Source organism: Rhodococcus sp. HNM0563 (assembly GCF_012726195.1).
Taxonomy (GTDB): Bacteria; Actinomycetota; Actinomycetes; order Mycobacteriales; family Mycobacteriaceae; genus Rhodococcus.
In genome coordinates this window covers 39,667-62,872 of the sequence record NZ_JAASAF010000005.1, presented here as the reverse complement: position 1 = coordinate 62,872, position 23,206 = coordinate 39,667, and the positions used below count along the sequence as shown (strand labels likewise).

Genomic DNA, 23,206 nt, shown 5'->3' with positions numbered 1-23,206 from the left:
CGTCTAGCGTCGGCGGCGCCTGCCGGTCCCGAAGATGCTCCGTGAGATCTCCCGGCCCGCCGCCGACGCTGCCGACCGCAGAAACCCCTTCACCGCACTGCTACCGAGCACCTGCTCGACGATGGACGGTCCCTCGTCGGGCGGTGCGGCGGGTGCCTGCTCTGCGGCGTAGTCCGGAACAGGTGGCGCCTCGAAATCCGGATCGTTGTTCGGTGCGCCCGCCACTGTCGCGGTGAGCTTCTCGTACGCCGACTCGCGATCGATGGTGCGGCCGTACTTCCCGTACATCGGGCTCGCCTGCGCCGCCGCCCGCATGGCGTTCTCACCGACCGTGTCCATCAGCGATCGAGGCGGGCGGATACGCGTCCACGCAACGGGCGTCGGGGCTCCCATCTCGGACAGCACCGTGACAACAGCCTCACCCGTCCCCAACGTCGTAAGCACTTCCTCGAGGTCGTAGAACTCCGTCATCGGGTACGTACGGGCCGTCTTCGCCAGTGCTTTCTGGTCATCGGGGGTGAATGCGCGCAGCGCATGCTGCACCCGCGCGCCGAGTTGCGAGAGCACCGCGTTCGGAATATCGGTGGGCAGCTGGGTGCAGAAGATCACGCCGACACCCTTCGACCTGATCAGCTTCACCGTTTGCTCGACCTGCTGGAGGAACGCGTCGGAGGCATCCGCGAACAGCAGGTGGGCCTCGTCCAATACGAATACCAGTTTCGGTTTGTCGAGGTCGCCGACTTCCGGCAGTGCTTGGAACAGATCTGCCAGCAGCCACATCAGGAAAGTGGAGAACAAGCGCGGACGCATCGCCTGATCACCGAGCTCGATCAGATTGAGTACCCCCTGCCCACCGACGACATCGAGCAGGTCCTCGGTTTCGAGTTCGGGCTCCCCGAAGAACGTGTCGCCGCCAGCAGCCTCCAGGTTGACGATCGCGCGCAGGATCACGCCGGCAGTCGCCTTGGAGACCCCGCCGATCCCCTGAAGTTCCGCCTTCCCCTCGTCGCTCGTCAGGTGTGCGATGGTCTGGCGCAGATCCTTCAGGTCGAGCAGAGCGAGACCGTTCTTGTCGGCCCAATAGAAGATCAGTCCGAGCGTGGATTCCTGGGTCGCGTTCAGGTCGAGCACCTTGCTCAGCAAGATCGGACCGAACGCGGTGACGGTCGCGCGAACCGGGATCCCCACACCCTCGGTTCCCAGTGAAAAGAACCGCACCGGAAAACCGGTCGGGTTCCACCCGTCGTCGCCCGTGTCCACCGCACGGCCGGCGAGCACATCACTCGTCTCCCCTGCCGCAGACAGCCCCGACAGGTCGCCCTTGACGTCGGCAATCACGACAGGCACACCCGCAGACGAGAGCTGTTCGGCAATGAGTTGCAGGGTCTTCGTCTTGCCGGTGCCCGTGGCGCCGGCAACCAGACCGTGCCGATTCAAGGTTGCCAACGGTATCCGCACGTGGGCTGCCGGATCGACCGCACCGTCGTGCACTACAGCACCCAGTTCCAGTGCTTCTCCGATGACGGCATAACCATCGGCGATCGTTGTGCTCGGACGCGAAGTTTCGGCCATCCGATATCCCCTATCGATGTGTGACAGACCTCGGCGCACCCCACCGACGACCTTAGCCGTTCCTCCGCCTCGCTACTCTGTGAGTCGTGCAGGACAAACTCGTATGGATCGATTGTGAGATGACCGGGCTGCGGATCGGCAGCGACAAGCTGATCGAGATTGCCGCGCTGGTCACCGATAGCGACCTCAATGTGCTGGGCGACGGAGTGGACATCGTCATCCACGCCGACGACGACGCGCTCGCCTCCATGCCGGACGTGGTGCAGCAGATGCACGCGAAGTCCGGACTCACGGAGGAGGTGCGCCGCTCGACGGTCAGTCTTGCCGAGGCAGAGAAACTTGTGCTCGACTACATCCGGGAGCACGTCGCGGAGCCGGGCACCGCACCGCTGGCAGGTAACTCGATCGGAACCGATCGCACCTTCATCGCACGGGACATGCCCGAGTTGGACGGCTTCCTCCACTACCGGATGGTGGATGTCAGCTCGATCAAGGAGCTGACACGACGCTGGTTCCCGCGGATCTACTTCGGCCAGCCCGAGAAGGGGCTCTCGCACCGCGCACTGGCCGACATCAAGGAATCGATCCGCGAACTGCGCTACTACCGGCGTACCGCGTTCGTCCCTGAGCCCGGACCGACGTCCGCAGAGCTCATCGCCGTCGTGAAGGATCTCGGACCCGCCTGACCAGGCGATTCGGTGTTTCCGGCAAAGTCACGCTAGTATCTGTACCGCAAGCGCACGCGGTCGAAGACCGTTCGCGATTGCGATGGTGAGTGTAGTTCAGTTGGTAGAGCACCAGGTTGTGATCCTGGCTGTCGCGGGTTCGAGTCCCGTCACTCACCCCTCAAGAAGAACCCCGACCGGATTCCGGTCGGGGTTCTTTCCTTCGGCCCTCTTTTCTACTGCGCGAAGAGTCCTGCGACGAACGGCGTCGTATCAGGCATCGACCGTTCGATGGCCGTGAAGTGCCCCGCCATATAGACGCGATAATCCACATCCGTACCCGACGCCGTCATGTCCGAGGCCAGTTTCGCCGACAACGGGATCGGCACCATCACATCGTGTATGCCGTGGCCGAGGAAGATCGGGCGGTCGTAGCCGTCGGTGGGGACCGCCAGATAGTCGGCGAGGACTGCGGGCAACTCTCCTTCGAACATCGGACGCGCCGGCAGGTCACCGATGCTCACCGATTGCGCGACCGCGTCCAGATCGTCGTAGCAGAGCACCTCCGCCTGATCGAGGATTTCCTGACCGGCCGGAGTGAAGTAGCTGTCGATGTCGACATCGGGATAAGCGTCGCGCACTCCCGAGAACAAGTACCCACTGAACGACACCAGCCCCCACAGACCAGGATCCGGGAACCCGGGAACTCCGAGGGTGAACGCCGACTCGAGATTGGCAGGCGCCCCGGTGGCCACGGTGCCCCGGAAGTCGAGTTCCGGCGCCCGGGAGGTCGCGATGTGGGCGGTGTGCAGGGCCGCGTGACCACCCTGCGAATGTCCGATCACCACCCAACTGTCGGACAGGGACGGATCGGCTGCGCGGGCGGCGCGAACACTGTCGACGACACTGTTCGCGGCACTCTTGCCATCGAGGTACCGGTGGAGGCCCTCCGAACCGAGCCCTGGATAGTCGGCCGCCACCACCGCGTAACCCTGGTCGAGCCAGTGGCCGAGATACATCTTCTCGACATCGGAGCGGGGGGTACGGGTCGTCAGCGAACAGTCGTCACCGACACCGGTGGTCCCGTGCGCCCAGGCGACGACAGGCCAGCCACTGTCGGGAGCGTCGCCTTCCGGCACGAACAGCGCGCCCGTGGCGACGGTGGGCTCACCCGAACGCCATTGGGTGCGGTACTCGATCTTCTCGGCGACGGCGACGCCGGGAAGGGAAAGTTCGGCCGGAAGCGATCCGACCGACACGAGTGCGCCGGGTTCCGGCCCAGCGGGTGCGGCGGTCGCAATGTGCGACCCGATCAGCTGAGGAACAACGAGGCCCAGCGCCGCAACAGCGCTGAGCCACGTTCGAATGCCGGTCACCGGCTATGCATTCGCGTTGCCGGCTTTCCAGGTGGCCCACGGAATGTTCCAGTCGCCGAGCCCATCGGTGCCGGACAGCACCCCACCAACGGTGTTGCTCACGATGACGATATCGCCGCGTTTGGTGTTGTCGAAGATCCACTTGGCGTTCGCGGGACTCAGGTTCAGGCACCCGTGGCTGGTGTTGCGGTACCCCTGGTCGCCGAGTGACCATGGAGCCGAGTGGAAGAAGATACCGCTGTAGGACATGCGGGTGGCCCAGTCGACCGGTGTGCGGTACCCCTCAGACGAGTCAACGGCCACTCCGTACGTCGACGAGTCCATGATCATGTGATCGAACCGGTCGCCGATCGTGTAGATGCCGTTGGGGGTGGGTGTGTCGTTCTTCCCCATCGAAGTCGGCATCGTGATCACATCGGCACCGTTGCGGTTGACGACCACCTGTTTGGTGTTGTCGTCGACCCTGATGATCACCGAGTCGCCGATCGTGAACGAGGTCGCGACATCGGACTGGCCGAACAGGCCGTCGCCCAGATCCTTGCCGTAAGCCTTCACATCGACCGAAACGGTGGTGCCCGGCGTCCAGTAGTGCTCCGGCCGCCACCGCACTTCGCGGTTGTTGACCCAGTAGAACGCACCCTCCACCGGCGGGTTCGTCGTGACGGTGATCGCTTCCTCGGCAGCGAGGCGATTCGGGATGTTCTCGTCGAACTGCACCGCAACCGGCTGACCGATACCGACGACAGAACCTTCACCGGGCATCACGTACGGCTGGGTGAGATTCGACGGAGACGATGTCGTGAACGACAGGCTCGAGGTGGTCGCACCTCCGAGCCCGTAAGCGACGGCTTCGAGAACGTACTGGCGGTTGTACCCGAGCGGCTCGGTGTTCACCCAGGTCGCATCGTCCTCGATCGCACCGGAGACCGGCTCTCCCTCCGGGGTGAGGAGGGTCACCGATTCGAGCTTGCCGTTGACCACCGACACCGTGACCGGGTCGATCGGAGAGAAACCGACGCCGCCGTCTTCCACGCTGGCCGACACGGTCGGTTTGATGAGTGCGGCGAGTGGGTTCGAGTCGATCGGCACTTCGTCGGCCCCGCCACCCGATCCAGGCGAGCAGGCAGTGACGAAGGCCATAAGCCCGACGACCATCAACCCCAGTACCGCCCCGGTCCGCCGCCGACGCGGACTCGTCACTTGTTCTTGTTGCACTGCCACTCTCCGCTCCGCCTCCCCACAGACACCAAAACTGCAGGTAACCCATGTGAAAACAATCTTGCCAGCCCACATTCCGAGCAGGCTCTACGACGCCCCCCGACGTCGATAACGTTCGAATACCGAATCGCCCCCACCGCGCCGTCCGTTACAGCGCCAGCGCCGCGAAAGGCCCCTGACCAGGCGATTTGGCGCGATCTTCTGAGGTGTGTAATCTTCTCTTCGTCGCCGGGACAACGGCCCGGAGACAGAAACACCAAGCGCCATTAGCTCAATTGGCAGAGCAGCTGACTCTTAATCAGCGGGTTCGGGGTTCGAGTCCCTGATGGCGCACAGCGAAAAGCCCCACCTCCGGAACAATACCGGGGTGGGGCTTTTTCAGCACTGTAGAAAGAATCACCCTTCGATGATCACGGGATCCCCGAGTTTCACGTTCTCGTAGTACCAGCCGGCGTTCTCGGTGCTGAGGTTGATGCAGCCGTGGCTGACATTCGCGTATCCCTGAGAATCCACCGACCACGGTGCGGCGTGCACGAAGATTCCGCCCCATGTGAGCCGCACCGCATATTCGGTGTCGATGCGGTACCCCTCGGGCGCGTCGATGGGCACGCCGTAGGTCGACGAGTCCATCACCAGATGTCGGAACTTCTCGAGCACCGGGAAGGTACCGACAGGGGTTTCGTATCCCGGTTTTCCCATCGACGTCGGCATCGTCCTCACGACCTCGCCGTTCAGACTGACCGTGAACTGGTGTGTCGACCGATTCGCGACCGCGATGAACGAGTCACCGACCTGGAAGTGGGTCCGCGACCCGCCTACCAGGACTGTGACGTCGGTACCTCCGGGCCAGAAACCGTCCGGTGCCCATTGCAACTCCCGATCGCTGACCCAGGAGATGTGCCCGTCGACGGGCGCAGCGGTGATTATCTGCACTGCGTTCTCGGCCGCTGCCCGATCCGCGACAGGTGCGGTGAAACGCACGATCACCGGATGCGCGACACCCACCACGTTCCCGGTAGCGGGCTCGACAGACGAGACACCGAGACCGGCTCCTCCGGGCGGCGGCTCGGCGACAGTTCCCGCAGCGGCGGCGGCTCCGGAGCCGAACCACACGGCGGTGGCGAGAATCGTGGCCAGAAGCAGTCGTGCGCTCCGCTGACAACCCCTCATGACGGTCGCCTCCTTAGAACCAGGACGGACCCCGACCCATCCAGTGAAGCACGTCACACCCATGGGTGCGGCATATGAAGGGTTGTCGTGCATGAATGCACAGTGCCCGCGTCCGAGAAGACGCGGGCACTGTGCACAGCGAATGGGGTCAGCGCAGAATCTTGCGCAAAACGAGCAGTCCCACCACCGCACCCACCGCGATGGCGGCGTACTTCTTGACCTGAGGCTGATTGACCTTCGCGACGACGCTCTGCTTGGTGTTCGCCACCAAGGTCTTCGGGTTGGCGCGGAGGCTCAGTTCGTCGAGCGTGCTCGCGAGCTGGTTGCGGGCCTTTTCGATGTCCCGCTCGATGTCGCCGGTGTCCCTAGCCACGTGATCCTCCAGAAAGTCGCTGCAGTGTGCTGCGACCACGGTAATGGACGATCGGTCCACTAATGTCGCGGACATGACGGAAAACAGCAGACTCACTCCCGGCGACACCGCTCCCGACTTCAGGCTTGCCGACGCCGACGGCAACGAAGTGTCGCTGTCCGACTACCGGGGACGCAAGGTCATCGTGTACTTCTACCCCGCCGCGAGTACGCCCGGCTGCACGAAGCAGGCCTGCGATTTCCGCGACAACCTCGCGGAATTGAACGACGCCGGACTCGACGTGCTCGGGATCTCCCCGGACAAGCCCGCGAAGCTCGCGAAGTTCCGCGACAACCAGGAGCTGAACTTCCCACTGCTCTCCGACCCCGAGAAGACCACGCTCACCGCATGGGGTGCCTTCGGCGAGAAGAAGATGTACGGGAAGACGGTGACCGGCGTGATCCGATCGACTTTCCTCGTCGACGAGCAAGGCAAAATCGAGGTTGCGCAGTACAACGTGCGAGCGACCGGACACGTCGCGAAACTGCGACGCGATCTGTCCGTCTGACTATCCGGCCAGGGAACTCAGCAGCACCGCTTCCGCAACAGCGAGGTTCTCGATCTCGGATGGATCGACACTCTCGTTCGGGGCGTGGATGACGCAGCGGGGCTCCTCGACCCCGATCAGGGCGATCTCCGCTGTCGGCACCGCGCGTTGGAGTGCAGTGCACAACGGGATCGACCCGCCTTGACCGGCGGTGCCCACCTCACGTCCGTACGCAGCCTCGAGCGCGGACCGTAGAGCGGTGTATCCGGGCCCGTCGGTCACGGCGCGGAAGGGTTCGCCGACGGCTTCGCGCTCGATCCGCAAGCGGGCGCCCCATGGCACATGCGCTTCGAGGTGGGCGACGAGCGCGTCCTGCGCGGCCGTCGCGTCGACCCCGGGCGGTACCCGCAGGTTCAGGCGCGCCGATGCGCGGGGCACGATCGCGGCGGCAGAACCGACGACCGGCGGCGCATCGATTCCGAGCACGGTCAGTGCAGGCCGGGCCCAGACGGCGTCGGCGATCGAGCCTGAGATCGGCAGCGTCACTCCGTCGAGCACACCGGCGTCGGCGCGAAATCTGTCCTCGGGATACGGCACTCCGTCCCATGTCGCGGTGGCGTCGAGACCGTCGATGACCGTGTTTCCGTCGGCGTCGCGCATTGTGGCGAGCAGGTGCACCAATGCGGCGAGCGCGTCGGGTGCCCCTCCTCCGTACATGCCGGAATGCACTTCGCCCTTCAACGTCTCGATGTGGACGTCGACGTTCGCGATACCGCGCAAGGTGGTGGTCAATGTCGGCTTTCCCACTTCGGCATTGCCACTGTCGCCGATGATGATGAGGTCGGCCTGAAACAACTCGGGGCGCTCCTCGACCAGATGGTCGAGCCCTTCGCCGCCCATTTCCTCGGATCCTTCGATCACGATCCGTACACCCACGGGGATGCGCCCGTCTTCGAGGACCGCCCGCAGCGCGAGCAGGTGCATCATGATATTGCCCTTGCAATCGGCGGCGCCGCGCCCGTACCAGCGGCCATCGCGTTCCGTGAGCGTGAACGGCGGGCTGTCCCAGAGGTCTTCGTTGCCCGGGGGCTGCACGTCGTAGTGGCTGTACAGCAGGACGGTGGGGGCTCCGGCGGGGGCGGGGGTGTGCCCGACGACCGCGAGCGATCCGTCGGAGGTCTCGATGAGTTCGACGTGGTCGATCCCCGCTTCGGCGAATGCATCACGAACCCGGACTGCAGCTCCGACACATTCTTCGACGGGGAACTGTCGGGGGTCTGCGACCGAGCGGAACGCGACCATGGTCGCGAGCTCTTCACGGGCCGCAGGCATCGCTGCGCTGACGCGCTCGCGCATGCGTCGGGTCGGATCTGTCATCGCTTCTCCTCCGAATGTCCGATGAATACGTCGATTCCGTCGAGCAGCCGCTCGAGTCCGAACCGGAAATCCTGTTCGTGCCATGCCTCAGGAGCGTCGCCCTCGTCGGCATCGAATGCTCCCGCGGCAACCGCAGCGAGCACCCACGGGTACTTCTCCGGGTCGAGGATGCGAGGCATCACCGCGGGGTAGTCCAGCCCGTCGTCCATGACGGCGGATTCGAGTTCCCACGAGAAGCGCGCTCGGCTGATGACATACAGCGAGACCGTCAGGGTGATCTGCACTTTCGCTTCCTCATCGAGGGGGGTCTCGGACAGGGCACCGAGACCGGCATCGAGCCAGCGCATGTTGTTGGGCCAGTACGGGGCCGTTCGGATCGGACGCTCGGTCAACCATCTGTAGGCGCGCAGCCCCCGGTATTCGGCTGTTGCCCAGGCGTCGAATCGCTCCCGCCAGGAGCCCCCGGATGGCAACACGGGCGGCGGCCCGATCGCGCGGTCCCACGCGAGTTCGACGAGTTGATCCTTGCTGTCGACGTAGCGGTAGAGCGACATCGTGGTGAAACCGAGTTCCTTCGCGACGCGGCTCATCGAGAGCGCCTCGAGTCCTTCGGTGTTCGCGACGGCGATCGCAGCGTCGAGCACCTGCTCGAGCGTCAGGCCCCGACGTGGCCCCCGGGTGCCGGGGTCGCTCAGACCCCATGCCAGCCGCACGCTGCGCGGTAGCTCGTCTTCTGATCCGGGACTACTCATGCTTCTCCGTCTGTCGGGGTCTTGCCGCAATCCTAAAACTGCGTATCCTGTACACATCCGTATATCGCATACACAGTTAAGGACCGGGTCATGTCCGATCACTTCGCCGCTCTCCAAGTGCAGGCCCTGCGCAAGACATTCGGGGCCACCACGGTGCTCGACGGCATCGACCTCCGCGTCGAACAAGGGTCCGTCTTCGCCCTGCTCGGCGCGAACGGCGCCGGAAAATCCACAACCGTGCGGATCCTCACGACGCTCCTACCCTTCGACTCCGGCACCGTCGAAGTCACCGGGCTCGCCCTACCCGCACACGCGCGAGGTGTGCGAGAACGAATTGCTCTCACCGGCCAGTACGCTGCCATCGACGACGTCCTCACCTGCGCCGAGAATCTCCGCCTTGCGGCGCGGCTGGCCCACCTGCCCTCGGCGACGATCGACGGCCATGTCCGAGAACTGATCGAACGATTCGATCTCGGGCACGTCGCCGACCGGCGCGCCGGCACCCTCTCCGGCGGCACCGCTCGCCGGCTCGACATCGCAATGAGCCTGGTCGCTTCACCGCAGGTGCTGTTCCTCGACGAACCCACCACGGGTCTCGATCCCCGCAGCCGCCTCATCATGTGGGAGGTCATCCGCGAACTCGCCGCCGAGGGAGTCACCGTTTTTCTCACCACGCAGTACCTCGAAGAGGCCGATCGCCTCGCAGATCGAGTGGCAGTGCTGCATTCGGGACGCATCGTCGCCGACGGCACACCGGACGAGCTCAAAGCACTGGTGCCGGGCGGTCACCTGGAATTGCGCTTCACCACCGAACCCGACCTCGCTCGCGCTGCGACGCTCCTCGGCGGCGACACCGACCCGAGCACCCTCACTCTCGAAGTCCCCACCGACGGCGATCTCCCCCACGTGGCCGCCCTACTCACCCGCCTCGCCGACGACGCAGTTCCGGTCGAGAAATTCGGCCTCCACTCCCCCACGCTCGACGACGTCTTCCTCACTCTCACCGGCACGGCCAACCGAAAGAAGGTCTCGCAGTGACGCTCACCGACTCCCCCACCCACACTCTCGGTTACCTGCCCCGCGACTACGCGGCGGTGACCGGCAGAAATCTCAGGCGCATGCTCCGCAGCCCCGACGCACTGCTCATGGGTCTCGCGCTTCCGGTGCTGCTGCTCGTGCTGTTCGTGTATGTGTTCGGCGGCGCCATCAACACCGGCACCGACTATCTCAACTACGTCGTCCCGGGCATCGTGCTGCTGTCAGCATCGTTCGGCGCTGCACAGACCGCAGTCGCCGTCGCGTCCGACATGCAGCGCGGCATCGTCGACCGGTTCCGATCCATGCCCATCGCACGTTCGGCCGTTCTCACCGGCCACGTCGTCGCGAGCCTGGTCCGCAACCTCGCCAGCACCGCCGTGGTGTTCGCCGTCGCCGTCCTGATGGGGTTCCGGCCCGATGCCACCCTCGTCGAGTGGATTGCAGCCATCGGGGTCATCGCACTGTTCATCCTCGCGATCTCCGCGGTCTCGGCTGCGCTGGGGATGCTCGCCGGAAACGAGGAGGCCGCAAGCGGCTTCACGTTCTTCCTGCTTTTCCTGCCCTATGTGAGCAGCGCATTCGTACCGCCGGACACGATGCCGGGCTGGTTGCGGGGATTCGCCGAACACCAGCCGGTGACACCTGTCATCGAGACGGTGCGCGGCCTGCTCACCGGAACCCCGATCGGCAATTCGGCAGTGGTCGCGGTCGGGTGGTGTGTGGCGTTCACCGCCGTCGGACTGGTCGCGGCAACGGCGTTGTTCCGCCGTCGAACCGCGCGGTGAACCCCCTCCGCGGGAGACACACCGCGTTTGGTGGCACCTCTTTTCACACTCATGTTCGGCTTTCGTACAGTGTGCCGCTAGCCTGGGCGCGTGGAGTCAGCAACGAACGGCCGCCGCGCCCCGCAACGGATCGACCCCGCACTCGAGGTCCAGGCGGAGCCGCAGGAACTCGTGCCCAGACGACGTCCGACGCAGGAACGCAGCCGGCGCAAGTTCGACGCGCTCCTGGCGGCCTCCCGCGACCTGCTCACCGAGGTCGGATTCGAGTCGTTCACGTGCGAAGAGGTCGCCTCCCGCGCCGACGTCCCCATCGGCACCCTCTACCAGTTCTTCGCCAACAAGTACGTGATCGTCTGCGAACTGAATCGGCAGGACCTCGTCGGTGTCCAGAACGAACTCGCCACCTTCAACGGCAGGATCCCGTCGGTCGACTGGCTGCGCTTCCTCAACAATTTCGTCGATCACATGGCCGGCCTGTGGACCACCGATCCATCCCGACGCGAAGTGTGGCTCGCGATGCAGTCCACCCCGTCGACGCGTGCCACCGGTGCCATCCACGAGAAGGAATTCGCCGAACAGGTCGCGCGGATGCTGGCGCCCCTCACCCCGGACACGCCCCGAGCGCGCCGCAAACTCATGGCCGAGGTTCTCGTCCACATCGTGTACTCGATGTTGAACTTCTCGGTGCAGGACGACCAGACCCACGCCGACGCCGTGGCCGAACTCAAGCGGATCATGGTCGCGTATCTGCAGGTCGCCGAACAGGACTCGCGTGCCCAGGCGAAACGGCAGAAGCGACGTGAAGATTCCGAACGCGCACGCGCCGCCGGGTCCGGAACGACCAAGGCCGAGGAAGCGTCCGCTCCCTCGGCCTGATCTCGTGTAGCACTCCGCTGCTACCTGTCGTCCTCCCCGGACGAGTATTCGCGGGCGGCATCGTCGAGTACCACGAACGCGCCGGCCATGTCTCCGTCGTGCGTCAGTGACACATGGATCCGCCGACCGCCGAGATGCTCTGCAACCTCACGATGCACCCGAATGCTCGGCCGTCCCCACGCGTCGCACACCACCTCGATCTGCTGGTGGATCGTCTCCGGCAGCACCGGCGGGCTCCCGAACAACGACGCCGACCACGCTTTGATCACGGCTTCCTTCGCCGCCCAGCGCGCGGCGAAATGCCGGGCAGGATCGGAGCTGCGGGTATTCGCGTCGCGACGCTCACCCGGGGTGAAGTTCGCCAGCATCGTCGTGCCCGGCCGGCGCAACTGCTCGGCGAACTCCGGCACCGACACGAGGTCGAACCCGATACCCGCAACTCCCATCTCTGCTGTTACCTACTTGCAGCCCGGCAGACCCGAGCGGTACACGTCGCCGTCACCGAGGCGTGCTTCCTCGGTGAGCAGCACATCCGCTTCGAGCTGACGTGCAGCAGCGGCAGGTACCGCGTCCCCACCGAACCGGCGATCCGCGGGACGCTCGTACAGTGCCGCGCCACCGGTCATCGCCGAGACCAAGCGCCGCTTACCCGAGATCGTGCGCTCCGCAGCCTGCGCGAGGTACGCCTCACGACGGTCGGCAGGCAGCGACGCTACGAACGCCTGCGGGTGCACCACCGCGATCAACCCGGACACGTGACCGAAGCCGAGGCTGGTCAGCAAGCCTGCCTTGAGCGCGTACTGCTCGCCGAAACGGATCGGCGTACGTGCCCACACGAGGTGTTCGTACTCGGCCATCTTCTCGTCCACACAATCGAGGCTGCGGTTCGGCGGGACGACACCCTGGCTGAGCACCTGGCACAGACCGACCAACTGGAAGGCGGCTGCGCCACCCTTGGCGTGTCCGGTCAGCGACTTCTGCGAGACCACGAACAGCGGGTTGCCCTCACTGCGGCCCAGCGAGCCGGCCAAGCGCTCGTGCAGTTCCGACTCGTTGGGGTCGTTCGCCGCAGTCGACGTGTCGTGCTTGGAGACCACCGCGATGTCGTCCGCAGTGACACCGAGCTTGCGCAGTTCCTTCGCCAGAGCCGACTCGCGTCCGCCGCGACCTGCGCCGAGCGCACCGATGCCGGGCGCCGGAATCGAGGTGTGGACACCGTCGGCAAACGAACTGGCATATGCCACGACACCGAGAACAGGTAGCCCCATCTCCAGTGCGAGGTCCCCGCGCGCCAGCAGCACAGTGCCGCCACCGGCCGACTCGACGAACCCACCGCGCCTGCGATCGTTGGCCCGCGAGAAGCGGCGATCGTCGATGCCCTTGGCGGTCATCTCGTCGGACTTCGCGGTCGCCGACATGTCACCGAAGCCGACGATGCCCTCGATACCGAGATCATCGAAACCACCGGCGACAACCAACTCGGCCTTGCCCAGCTTGATCTTGTCGACACCCTCTTCGACCGACACGGCAGCCGTGGCGCACGCCGCGACCGGGTGCACCATCGCACCGTAACCGCCGACGTACGACTGGACGACGTGCGCGGCGATGACATTCGGCAGGGCTTCCTGCAGGATGTCGTTCGCGCGGTTCTCGCCGAGCAACGTGTCGATGTACAGCGACCTCATCGAGGTCATGCCGCCCATACCGGTGCCCTGCGTGTTCGCCACCATCGACGGGTGCACCCAGCGCAGCAGTTCGGACGGGGTGAAGCCGCCGGTGAGGAACGCATCGACCGTGGACACGATGTTCCACAGACCCACCCGGTCCACCGCATCCGCCATGTCGGCGGGAATGCCCCAGCGGGTGACATCGAACCCGGTCGGGATCTGGCCACCCACAGTGCGGGACAGCTTCGCCTTACGCGGCACGCGGATCTCGGTGCCTGCCTTGCGGGTGACCGTCCAATCTCCGGACTCGGAATCGACCGCAGCGACCGTGTTCTCCGGATCGGAATCGACGAACGCGCGGGCCTCTGCTTCGGAGCCGACCACGAAGGACAGATCCTTGTCGAGGAACACCGAAGTCATCAGCGGAGCCGTGTTGTCGACCATCGCTCCGTCGTCGGCGTAACGACGGATGCCGCAACGCTCGACAACCGCGTCGTTGTAACGGTCGGCGATCTCCGACTCGGGGACGAGCTCACCGGTCTCGGCATCGTAGAAGCCGGGCTTCGGTTCGTTCTCCCACTCGATCAGACCCGTGACCCACGCCAGTTCGAGCACACCGGCAGCCGACAGTTCCTCGTCGACCTCCATCTCGAAGCGGGTACGCGACGAACCGTACGGGCCGAGCTCGCCGGCACCCACAATGACCACGAGGTCCTCGGGATCCGCGGTGACCTCGCTCCACTCGGGAATCGGGGCCGCATCGAGACGCGGGGCCGCAGGCAGTGCCGCGATGGTCGCGGTACCGTCCTCGTCCCGCTCCTCGGCGACATCGGCCGCATCCTGTGCCTGCTTCGCCAGCGCAGGCAGATCGAGACCCGCCTCCGCGAGACCGCCGGTCAGATCCGCGACGAGCGGTGCGTCCTTCGCAAGACGCTTGGCCTCCGGACCGACCAGCTTCAGCAGTTCGGTCGCCATCTCGGGCGTCGACCACGTGCGTACACCGGCGGCCTCGGCGGCCTCGACCAGCGGATCGTTGCCGCCCATCAGTCCCGTGCCACGCACCCAGCCGATGAGCGCGTGCGCCAGCGTGACGCGCTCGGCCCACGTGCGCTCGGCACCCCAGCGAGTGACGATCGCGTCGAGCGCGGCCTTCGACTCGCCGTACGCGCCGTCGCCACCGAACATGCCGCGGTTCGGAGACCCGGGCAGCACCACGTGCAGGTGGGTGTCGACGTCGTGATCGGCACCGATACCGGACAGACCGGCGATGAGCCGCTCGACCGACCACAGCAGCACCCGCATCTCCATCTCGGCGCGCGCACCGGCGTCGGCGAGCGAACCGGCCACGCGAGGCGCAGCGAACGGGAACAGCAGCGTCGGGGTCAGCGCATCCTTGATGAGCTTCTTGGCGCCGCCCGCGTTCTCCACAGTTTCGGTGCCGATCCACTCGATCAGAGCGTCGACGTCGGCGTACGAGGCCATGTTGGCGGGCACGACCCACAGGGCCGCACCGGTACGAGCGTGGCGTGCGTACAGGTCCTTGTAGAACCCGAGACGGTTCGAGTCGAGACGCGACGTGGTGACGATCACCGTCGCGCCGCCGCCGAGCAGCTTCGCTGCGACAGCCGCACCGATACCACCCTTGCTGGCGCCCGTGACGACAGCGACCTCACCTGCGTACTCGGCGTCGCCCGTGTTTGCCGCAGCCGTCGCGATACGCCCGAACGTCTCGGCCAGCAGCGTGCGACCTGCATCGCTCGCCTTGGCCTGCCAGTAGGTCGCATGAGCAGCAACCGTCTTGCCTGCACCGTCGAAGCGCTCGACCTCCACCGTGTCACCGAGCCAGACACGTGCAAGATCCTCACGCGCGGTGGCCCACCGGTCGTCGATGAGGACGGCCTTGCGGGCGTCGAACGCGGGTGCAACCTGTCGTGGCCAGTCGGAACCGAGCTCGGCCGAGACCAGATCGACGAGTTCGTCGTCGGCCTTGTCGGCGAGACCGGACACCTTCTCATTCAGTCCCAGCTGCTCGAGCACGAGGCGCGCGGCACTGGCGAGCACACCGTCGCGACCGGTGATCTGCTCGGTGAACTCACCGAGAGCAGCGGCATCGACAGTCGCTCCCCCGCCACCACCGGCCGACGGCATCGACACCGTGATACCGCGACGTGAACCGACCGACTGGACCGCGGCGTCGATCAATGCGTCGACCGAGGCCGTGTCACCGAGTGCACCCTGGGACAGACCACCCAGATCTCCACCGCGGATCGACGATCCGTCGCGGCTACCGAGAGCCACCTCCGCGGTCACATGCTGGGTCCAGCCTTCGCCCAGACCCCACACCTTGGTGACGCGGTCGGCGACATGACCGGGGCGCTTGCCCGACGGGCCGAACACCTTGCGCAGGTGATCGTTGATCGAATCCGACAGCACCGGACCGAACGGGCGGTAGGTGCGAGCAAGACGGTCGACCGTGCCTGCCAGCGCGCCCATGTCTGCATCGGCGGCACCGTCGATCGCGCCCAGCGACAGCTCGGAACCGAGGTCGACGAGAAGCTGGTTACGACGCGAGGACACGCCGTCGCACAGTGCCTCGATCGTGTCGACGGGACCGATCTGATCAGGACGCAGCTTGGTCCACAGAGCGATGAGCACCTTGGTGGCGTCGGCAGCCTTGAAGACGATGTCGTCCGGAGTCGGACCACCGGTCGGCGCTGCCGGAGCAGCAACCGGTGTGGCCGCAGCAGCAGGCGAAGCCTCGGGCGCCGGCGCTTCCGGCTCGTCGTCCTCGACCGGGGCCGGATCCACATCGGTCGAGTACACGATCGACGCTTCACGCTCGATGTTGAGCACCTCGACCGGCTGACCGAACCGACCCGGCAGCTTGAGGGTCTGCGACGCAAGGTTCGCGACAGTCGGAGCGGCGCCGAGGCCGACCTCGACGAAGCGCTCCACACCCAGGCCGCCGTCGGCCTCGTCGGCGAACAGCAGGTCCTGCGTCTCGATCCAGCGCACCGGCGACGCGAACTGCCACGCCAGAAGCTCGGCGAGCACCACGCGGGTCAACGCGACCGGCTTCGCGGCCCACGCATCGAAGTCCGCAAGGACCTCGGCGAGCGGCTCCGACGGCACCAGATCGGCGATCTCCTGGATGAACTCACGGCCCAGGTTGAACGGCTTGGGCACCAGATTCGGGATGTAGCGGCCGATGAGGATGTTCGGGTCGATCTCCTCGGGCAGCAGGTTCAGCAACCGCTCACGGAAATCGTCCACACCGCCACGCAGGACGGTCGAGTGGAACGGCACATCGATGCCGGGGACCAGGATGAACGCGCGCTTGCCACCGAACTCGGCGACCTTGCGCTCGATGACGACCTCGAGGGCTTCGAGCCCCGCCACCGTGCCCGCGATCGCGTACTGCGAACCGCGCAGGTTCAGGTTGACGATCTCCAGGAACTCTTCAGCACTCGCTCCGACTTCGGCGATGAAATCCTGCAGGTCCTCATCGGCGACACCGAACTGCGACGGCCGGATCGCGGCCATGCGGTAGTTCGAGCGACCCTGCTCGTCACGCGGCACGAGGGCATGCATCGCCGAGCCGCGCTGGAAGACGACCTCGAGAACCGCTTCGAGCGGAAGCACTCCGGCGACCGCGGCGAGAGCGTTGTACTCGCCGACCGAGTGACCGGCCAGCAGCGAACCCTCGACGAACGCGCCCGCCTCGCGGAGCTCCGCGATCTGCGCGACACCGAGCGTCGCCATCGCGACCTGGGTGAACTGGGTCAGGTGCAGCACACCGTCCGGATGCTTATGAGTCACACCGCGAGCCTTGAGGACCGTCGGATTGTCGCGCACCACAGCAAGGATCGAGAAGCCGAGGGCCTCGCGAGTGTGCTTGTCGGCGCGCTCCCAGACCTCACGGGCAGCCTTGCTGCGGGCGCGAGCGTCCAGACCCATGCCGGGGCGCTGGATGCCCTGGCCCGGGAAGGCATAGATGGTCTTCGGTGCGGCGATACGGCCCGTCGCCACCATCACCAGGTCGCCGTCGACGCGGCAGCCCACCTCGACGATCTCGGCGCCGCGATCGGTTGCGATGCGATCGACGCGCACGTCGATCTTCGCGCCCGGACGAACCATGCCGAGGAATCGCGTGGTCCACGCCGTCATCCGACGCACCGGCAGCTTCGCATCGGACTCGATGGCCGTGGCAACCTGCTGCGCAGCGGCGGACAGCCACATGCCGTGGACGATCGGGCTACCCAGACCGGCCAGCAGCGCGGCGTTGTCCGACGTGTGGATCGGGTTGTGGTCGCCCGACACACGCGCGAACGCGCTCATGTCGGTGGGGGCAACGATCACGGCGTCGCGGCGACGGCGACGCGGCGTCTCGAGGACGTCGTCGCTCAGCGAACCGCCGGCGCGGACCGGATCGGCCAATTCGGCGGTGCCCGTGCGGCCGCGGATCGCGAAACGCTCGATCAAGGTCGCAACCGTGTTGTCGCCCGAACCGTCACCGTTGTCGGCGGAGATGGTCACGTGGACCTCGACGACCCGGCCCAGATCGGTGTCGAGGACGTTCTCGACCAGCGCCTTGACACCCAGGATCGACGGGTCGGTGGACAGACCGTTCTTCACGTCGATCGCGTGATCGAGGTGGACGAGATCGAGCATGCCCTCGATGACCGACAAGTTCTCGTCGGTGCGGGCAGCGCCGAGCGCAGCGAACACGGCCGGCCAGCAGGCGCCGACGAGGACGTCGGGCACACCGTTGGTGCTCGGGCTCAGATTCTCGGGCAGACCCGCACCGGTGACACCGGCGTGGTCGGCGATCTTCTCCGGCAGCCAGCCGAGAGTGATGCGCGCGGCACCCTTCTTGACGACCGGAAGCTCCTGTCCCGCAGCCACACCGAGCAGCGCCGACATGGCGGCGTCGGCGTCGGCCTCGGTGATGACAGGTGCGCCGCCGGTGCTCACGGATGCGGGCACCGTGATACGGATCTCGACGACGCGATCGTTGCCGAGGGGCACCCGAAGGCCGACGTGCTCACCGTCGAGGACCGTCAGCGTCGCGCCGGTCGGCGCGTGCACCGCAGCGGCCTCCGACTCGACGGCCCACTCGTCGAGATCGCCGAGACGATCGATCGGATTGCGCGTCTGGCGGCCGGCCCACGCGACATCGGGCGACGACAGCACAGCATCGAGCAGACCGGTCGCGACATCGCGGTGACGACGAGCAACCACCGGGGTGGGCTCCACACCGGACTCGACAAGCTCATCGACCGTGGCCTTCTCGAAGCGGTCGAGCAGCTCACCGACCGGCTCGTCGACGCGGGTGATGCCCGCGACGGCGACGGTGCCGGGGATGACGCAGACCTGATCGGCGGTGTAGCGCGGATCGTGTGCCTGCCACAGCGAGTCCGACCGCCACCAGCGACGCACGTCCTGGTCGACGACCGGCACGAAGTTCACCGGCTTGCCGGGGGTCTTGCACAGAGAGACGAAGAACGCGACATCCGCGGGGTGCAAAACCACGTCGCCGGCATCGGTGTACTGAGCCGTGAGCGACTTGACCGCCGCGTACGGGCGCTCGAGCACTGCATCGTCGTCGAACAGCGTCGGGATCGGGCCGCGGTCCACGGGATGCAGACGGGCCTCGGCGCGCTGCAGCATCTCGCGGAAACGCTCACGCCACGACACGTCCAGCCACGGGCTGACATGCGCGTCGGCGACGGCATCGCCCAGGTCGCTACCGCAATCGAACTCGGTCGCGCAATCGGAGCCGATGGCGAGCTCCAGGTAGCGGGTCAGCCACTGCAGGTACGTCATCTCGGCGACGTCACCGAAGTACGGCTTCGCAGTGATGTCGAGCGCGGCGATGATCTCGTCGCGGCGGGCAGCCACAGCGTCCGCATCGCCCGCGACCTCGTCGAGCAGACGACCCGTGCGGGACGCAGCGTTGTCGATCTCATGGATGTCGGCACCGAGCTGGCTACGACCCGAAGCCATGCCACCGTTCGCGGTACCCGCACCCACCCAATCGGGGGTGCCGGGCGTGTCGACCAGCAGCTGCTTGACCTCAGGAGCCGTGGTGGCCTCGAGAGTCGCCATCGCGGCGGTGCCCACAAGGATGCCGTCGAGCGGCATCGCCGGGAACCCGTACTGGGTCGACCAGCGGCCCGTCAGGTAATCGGCGGCCTTCTCCGGCGTACCGATACCGCCACCGACGCACAGCACCAGATTCGAGCGCGTGCGCAACTCTGCGTAGGTGTCGAGGAGCAGATCGTCGAGGTCCTCCCACGAGTGGTGGCCACCAGCGCGGCCGCCCTCGATATGGACGATGACCGGGTAACTCGGGACCTCGTTCGCGATGCGGATCACCGAACGGATCTGCGCGACCGTGCCCGGCTTGAACGCGACGTGCTCGATGCCGGCGTCACGCAGATCGGAGATGATCTGCACGGCCTCCTCGAGCTCCGGGATACCCGCGGTGACCACGACACCGTCGAACGGTGCACCCGCGGCACGCGCCTTCGGCACGAGACGCTTGCCGCCCACGTGCAGCTTCCACAGGTACGGGTCGAGGAACATCGAGTTGAACTGCGCAGCGCGACCCGGCTCGAGCAGATCGGTCAGCTCCGCGACGTGATCGGCGAAGATCTGCTCGGTGACCTGGCCACCACCGGCCAGCTCGGCCCAGTGACCCGCATTCGCAGCGGCCGCAACGATCTTCGGATCGACAGTGGTCGGCGTCATGCCGGCCAGCAGCATCGGCGAACGGCCCGTCAGGCGGGTGAAGGACGTCTCGACACCGACACGGCCGTCGGGCAACGCCACCGGCTTCGGGGCGAACTCCGACCATGCGCGCGGCACCTCGGGCTCGGCACCCGGGGTCAGCAGGTTGCGCTGACCGCCGCGGGTCGCGGCGGCGATGATTCCGACGCCCTGCCCGCGCAGACCGGACTGAGTGAGGCGAGTGAGCAGCTCGCCCGGGCCCAGATCGAGGATCCAGGAAGCGCCGGACGCCACAGCACCGTCGACCTGCTCGACCCAGTCGACCGGAGTGACGAGGATGGACTCGGCCAGCTTGCGGGCGAGATCGACGTCGAGGTCGCAGCGCGACGCCCAGTCCGCGACCTGATCGACGGCAGCGGCGAACGCGGGGTGATGGAAGCCGACCTCGGCCGGAACCGGCTCGAACGTGGGCGCGAACACCGCGCCGCCACGCTTCTTGGAATCACGCTCGCGGGTCTCGGTTGCGGAGATCTCCTCGCAACGCTGCTGCACACGCTCGAGCGCGGCCGGCGGACCGGACAGCACGACGCGGCGACGGCCGTTGCGGATGGCGACAACGGCGCTGCGCTCGGCGTCCTGGCCCTCGAACACCTCGGCGACGATGGTGTTCAGACGCTCCGCGTCGACACCGGACACCGCGAGCATCGGGAACTTACCGGCACCGGCGATCAGCCCGCGGCGACGGCCGACGAGCGAGGCAGCGGCACCGATGAGCTGGGCGATCGCGAGGATCTCGGCGTCCTTGCGCCCACCGGCGGCGACGGCCTCGACGGCGAGAACGCCCTGCGAGTGGCCGATCACGGCGCTCGGGGCGTGGGTTGCAAAATCGAGACCCTGGTTCGCGAGTGCGCGCAGCGCAGCGATCTGGGTGAGGAAGACGCCGGGCTTGGACACCGCGGCGGAGGTGAGGGTCGCTTCGGACGGGCCGGCCTCGGGAGCGTCGTCCTCGTCGTCGACGAGTTCCTGCTCGAGGATCCACGCGATGGGATCGAACCCGGCCGGGCGCACAACCATGAGGTCGCCGGCAACAGGAGCGAGGTGAGCGGCCGCAGCGTTGACCAGTTCGGTCAGAGCAGGCTCGAGGCCGTTGTCGCGGCTGAGCTCTTCGAGGGAGCTGAGCCAGGGCGCACCCTGACCGCCGAAGGCGAGTGCGTAGGGCTCACCCGCGAGAAGCTTGTCGACCAGTGCACCGTTCGGGGCGGTTGCCGCCCGCCGGCCGGTGCTTCGTGATGCCTTCGAGTTCCGTCCGTTGTCGCCTGGTGTGGTCTCGTCGATCGTCACGCGTGTGGTTCCTCTCCTGAACACCCCTGCGTGGAGGCATTTCGTGTTGCAGCGCTGCCCGCGCCGGTGTGTTGCATGGACTGGTGTTCTGCTCGTACGGGCATGCCCAGGTTCGCACAAAATCATGAGGGGTTCCTCATGTTTCGTTTCACGTACCTTGCCGCACGAACCCTCTACCAGTGATTTCACTCACACTCACCGATGAAGCGACCGGCGAGTAACCCGGATTGGCGCAGGCCGCACCGATGCGTGGACGTCCACGAACCCGAGGAACCCTCACGTTTTATTGTTATCAAAACGTTACCTCTTGACGGCACGCCGTGGTCGTGCGTTGCCGCGGACGGAAACATGTCGGACCTCTCCGCTAGGTTCCTTCATGTTCGAACATTCATTCGATACAGGGGGCAATATGAGCAGGGCGGTCAAGTACACGAAGGAAATGCTGGAGGAGGCCGTGCAGCAATGCACCAACTTCGCCGAAGTGCTCAGATACTTCGGACTCAAGCCGAACGGTGGTCATCACACTCACCTGAGCCGCAGGATCAGAGCACTGGGCATCGACACGTCACATTTCACAGGTCGTCCGCGCGTTCTTGGAGGATCCGCCGTTCGACGTCACTGGACCACCATCCTCACGGAGCGGCCCACCGGCTCCCCTCGCGTCAAACCCCACCTATTGCGCAGGGCCTTGATAGAGGCAGGCCGTGACCATCTGTGCGAACGTTGCGGTATCGATTCCATGTGGAATGGAGACGCACTGGTCTTCCATGTCGACCACATCGACGGGAACCCGAACGACTCCCGCCCCGAGAACGTCCGTTTTCTTTGCCCCAACTGTCACAGCCAAACCCCGACCTGGGCCGGAAGGCGACGCTTCAGCTTCAACTCGGATCTGTCCGGGTCATGACGTATTGTGTCCGTGACGCGCGAGTGGCGTAATTGGCAGCCGCGCAGCGCTTAGGACGCTGTGCCCTTACGGGCGTGGGGGTTCGAGTCCCCCCTCGCGCACCACGGGCAGTTCCATGAACTGCATACGGGGTCACGAACTCACATGAGGTCGCGACCCCGTTTTCGTATGCACCACGAGCGCAGAACCTCGTTTCCCGCCACATCGGCCACTCGTGGAAGGGCCTCGTCGACGCCGTCGTCCGATCCTCTGTCCCGGGGCCTCGGGATCGGTGAACATGAGCAACTTCGCGCAGACCTGAAGTCCGTTTTCGAGTATGTATTCGTGTTTCGCCTCCGGAATCGCGCCCGAGGTGTTGAATTCTTGGTGGGCCCGAAACCGGAGGCACCCATGAAGCGCGCAGCATTGCTCCTCGCAACACTGTTGATCGCCGCCTTTGCACTGGTGGCGTGCGGAGAGTCCGACACTGAATCGTCCGACGACGCCGGGGTACGCGGTGATGATTACGGGAGTACGGAGACCGCAACGATCCTCATCACCGGGTTCGAATTCGAAGTACCGGACTCGGTCGGTCCGGGCACGACGGTCACCGTCCGGAACGAAGACGATGTCGAACACAGCGTCACCGCACGCGACGACACCTTCGACGTCGAGGTGGAGGCCGGCGAGACGGTGACCTTCACCGCGCCGGCGGACGCACGGACCTACGACATCTACTGCACCTACCACCCGGACATGACGGGACAGCTCACGGTGTCCTGAGCAGCTGCGGAGGTCGAATTCATCCCCTGACAACCAACGCTGAGGTGAAGCGGACACGGCTCCCCAAAG

16 protein-coding genes and 3 tRNA genes are annotated in these 23,206 nt (G+C 66.0%); 10 read left to right on the top strand and 9 right to left on the bottom strand.

The features are described 5' to 3' along the window. Positions 1 to 3: 3 nt before the first annotated feature. Positions 4 to 1,572, bottom strand: a complete 1,569-nt coding sequence (locus tag HCA61_RS12505) for a helicase HerA-like domain-containing protein (protein ID WP_169688526.1) — start codon at positions 1,570 to 1,572, stop codon at positions 4 to 6. An 86-nt stretch (positions 1,573 to 1,658) separates the two neighbouring features. Between HCA61_RS12505 and orn the strand changes: the two genes are divergently transcribed. Further along, the gene (gene orn, locus HCA61_RS12500) at positions 1,659 to 2,258 is read left to right on the top strand and encodes an oligoribonuclease (RefSeq protein ID WP_169688525.1); all 600 of its coding nucleotides are present in this window, start codon (positions 1,659 to 1,661) and stop codon (positions 2,256 to 2,258) included. 85 nt (positions 2,259 to 2,343) lie between these two features. Further along, positions 2,344 to 2,416, top strand: a tRNA-His gene (locus HCA61_RS12495). A 57-nt stretch (positions 2,417 to 2,473) separates the two neighbouring features. Here HCA61_RS12495 and HCA61_RS12490 read toward each other — a convergent pair. Next, a complete protein-coding gene (locus tag HCA61_RS12490) occupies positions 2,474 to 3,553 on the bottom strand; it encodes a lipase family protein (RefSeq protein ID WP_240959350.1) in 1,080 nt (359 codons plus the stop codon). A 63-nt stretch (positions 3,554 to 3,616) separates the two neighbouring features. Beyond that, a complete protein-coding gene (locus HCA61_RS12485) occupies positions 3,617 to 4,753 on the bottom strand; it encodes an Ig-like domain-containing protein (RefSeq protein ID WP_240959348.1) in 1,137 nt (378 codons plus the stop codon). 338 nt (positions 4,754 to 5,091) lie between these two features. On the opposite strand from HCA61_RS12485, the gene HCA61_RS12480 reads away from it, so the two are divergent. Beyond that, positions 5,092 to 5,164, top strand: a tRNA-Lys gene (locus HCA61_RS12480). A gap of 63 nt (positions 5,165 to 5,227) precedes the next feature. Here HCA61_RS12480 and HCA61_RS12475 read toward each other — a convergent pair. Both HCA61_RS12475 and HCA61_RS12470 read right to left on the bottom strand, forming a co-directional pair. Continuing rightward, positions 5,228 to 6,001 carry a L,D-transpeptidase gene (locus HCA61_RS12475; RefSeq protein WP_169688523.1) on the bottom strand — a complete coding sequence of 258 codons (774 nt, stop codon included), beginning with the start codon at positions 5,999 to 6,001 and terminating at the stop codon, positions 5,228 to 5,230. 148 nt (positions 6,002 to 6,149) lie between these two features. Next, the gene (locus tag HCA61_RS12470; RefSeq protein WP_169688522.1) at positions 6,150 to 6,374 is read right to left on the bottom strand and encodes a DUF3618 domain-containing protein; all 225 of its coding nucleotides are present in this window, start codon (positions 6,372 to 6,374) and stop codon (positions 6,150 to 6,152) included. A gap of 73 nt (positions 6,375 to 6,447) precedes the next feature. Between HCA61_RS12470 and bcp the strand changes: the two genes are divergently transcribed. Then, complete coding sequence (gene bcp / locus HCA61_RS12465; protein ID WP_169688521.1) at positions 6,448 to 6,921, top strand: thioredoxin-dependent thiol peroxidase; 474 nt, start codon at positions 6,448 to 6,450, stop codon at positions 6,919 to 6,921. Here the strand turns inward: bcp and HCA61_RS12460 are convergent, their stop codons facing one another. Together HCA61_RS12460 and HCA61_RS12455 are read right to left on the bottom strand one after the other, a co-directional pair. After that, positions 6,922 to 8,277, bottom strand: a complete 1,356-nt coding sequence (locus tag HCA61_RS12460; RefSeq protein WP_169688520.1) for a dipeptidase — start codon at positions 8,275 to 8,277, stop codon at positions 6,922 to 6,924. After that, entirely contained in the window at positions 8,274 to 9,029 is a 756-nt protein-coding gene (locus HCA61_RS12455) for a TetR/AcrR family transcriptional regulator (RefSeq protein ID WP_169688519.1), read from the bottom strand. Before HCA61_RS12455 ends, HCA61_RS12460 begins: the two co-directional genes overlap by 4 nt. A gap of 90 nt (positions 9,030 to 9,119) precedes the next feature. Between HCA61_RS12455 and HCA61_RS12450 the strand changes: the two genes are divergently transcribed. From HCA61_RS12450 to HCA61_RS12440, 3 genes are all read left to right on the top strand, one after another. Continuing rightward, on the top strand, positions 9,120 to 10,067 hold the full coding sequence (locus HCA61_RS12450) for an ATP-binding cassette domain-containing protein (RefSeq protein WP_169688518.1): 948 nt from the start codon (positions 9,120 to 9,122) through the stop codon (positions 10,065 to 10,067). Positions 10,068 to 10,123: 56 nt separating this feature from the next. Next, positions 10,124 to 10,852, top strand: a complete 729-nt coding sequence (locus HCA61_RS12445) for an ABC transporter permease (RefSeq protein ID WP_169688886.1) — start codon at positions 10,124 to 10,126, stop codon at positions 10,850 to 10,852. Between the two features lie 90 nt (positions 10,853 to 10,942). Continuing rightward, on the top strand, positions 10,943 to 11,728 hold the full coding sequence (locus HCA61_RS12440; RefSeq protein WP_169688517.1) for a TetR family transcriptional regulator: 786 nt from the start codon (positions 10,943 to 10,945) through the stop codon (positions 11,726 to 11,728). Between the two features lie 20 nt (positions 11,729 to 11,748). Here the strand turns inward: HCA61_RS12440 and HCA61_RS12435 are convergent, their stop codons facing one another. Both HCA61_RS12435 and HCA61_RS12430 read right to left on the bottom strand, forming a co-directional pair. Next, positions 11,749 to 12,174, bottom strand: a complete 426-nt coding sequence (locus tag HCA61_RS12435) for a holo-ACP synthase (RefSeq protein ID WP_169688516.1) — start codon at positions 12,172 to 12,174, stop codon at positions 11,749 to 11,751. A 12-nt stretch (positions 12,175 to 12,186) separates the two neighbouring features. Then, positions 12,187 to 21,468 carry a type I polyketide synthase gene (locus HCA61_RS12430; RefSeq protein ID WP_169688515.1) on the bottom strand — a complete coding sequence of 3,094 codons (9,282 nt, stop codon included), beginning with the start codon at positions 21,466 to 21,468 and terminating at the stop codon, positions 12,187 to 12,189. A gap of 409 nt (positions 21,469 to 21,877) precedes the next feature. Here HCA61_RS12430 and HCA61_RS12425 point away from each other — a divergent pair, with 409 nt between their 5' ends. The 3 genes from HCA61_RS12425 (at position 21,878) to HCA61_RS12415 (ending at position 23,137) form a co-directional block, all read left to right on the top strand. Further along, positions 21,878 to 22,375, top strand: coding sequence for an HNH endonuclease (locus tag HCA61_RS12425; protein WP_169688514.1), 498 nt, complete (start codon positions 21,878 to 21,880; stop codon positions 22,373 to 22,375). A 17-nt stretch (positions 22,376 to 22,392) separates the two neighbouring features. Next, positions 22,393 to 22,479 (top strand) — tRNA-Leu (locus HCA61_RS12420). A 286-nt stretch (positions 22,480 to 22,765) separates the two neighbouring features. After that, positions 22,766 to 23,137, top strand: a complete 372-nt coding sequence (locus tag HCA61_RS12415; RefSeq protein WP_169688513.1) for a cupredoxin domain-containing protein — start codon at positions 22,766 to 22,768, stop codon at positions 23,135 to 23,137. Positions 23,138 to 23,206 lie beyond the last annotated feature (69 nt).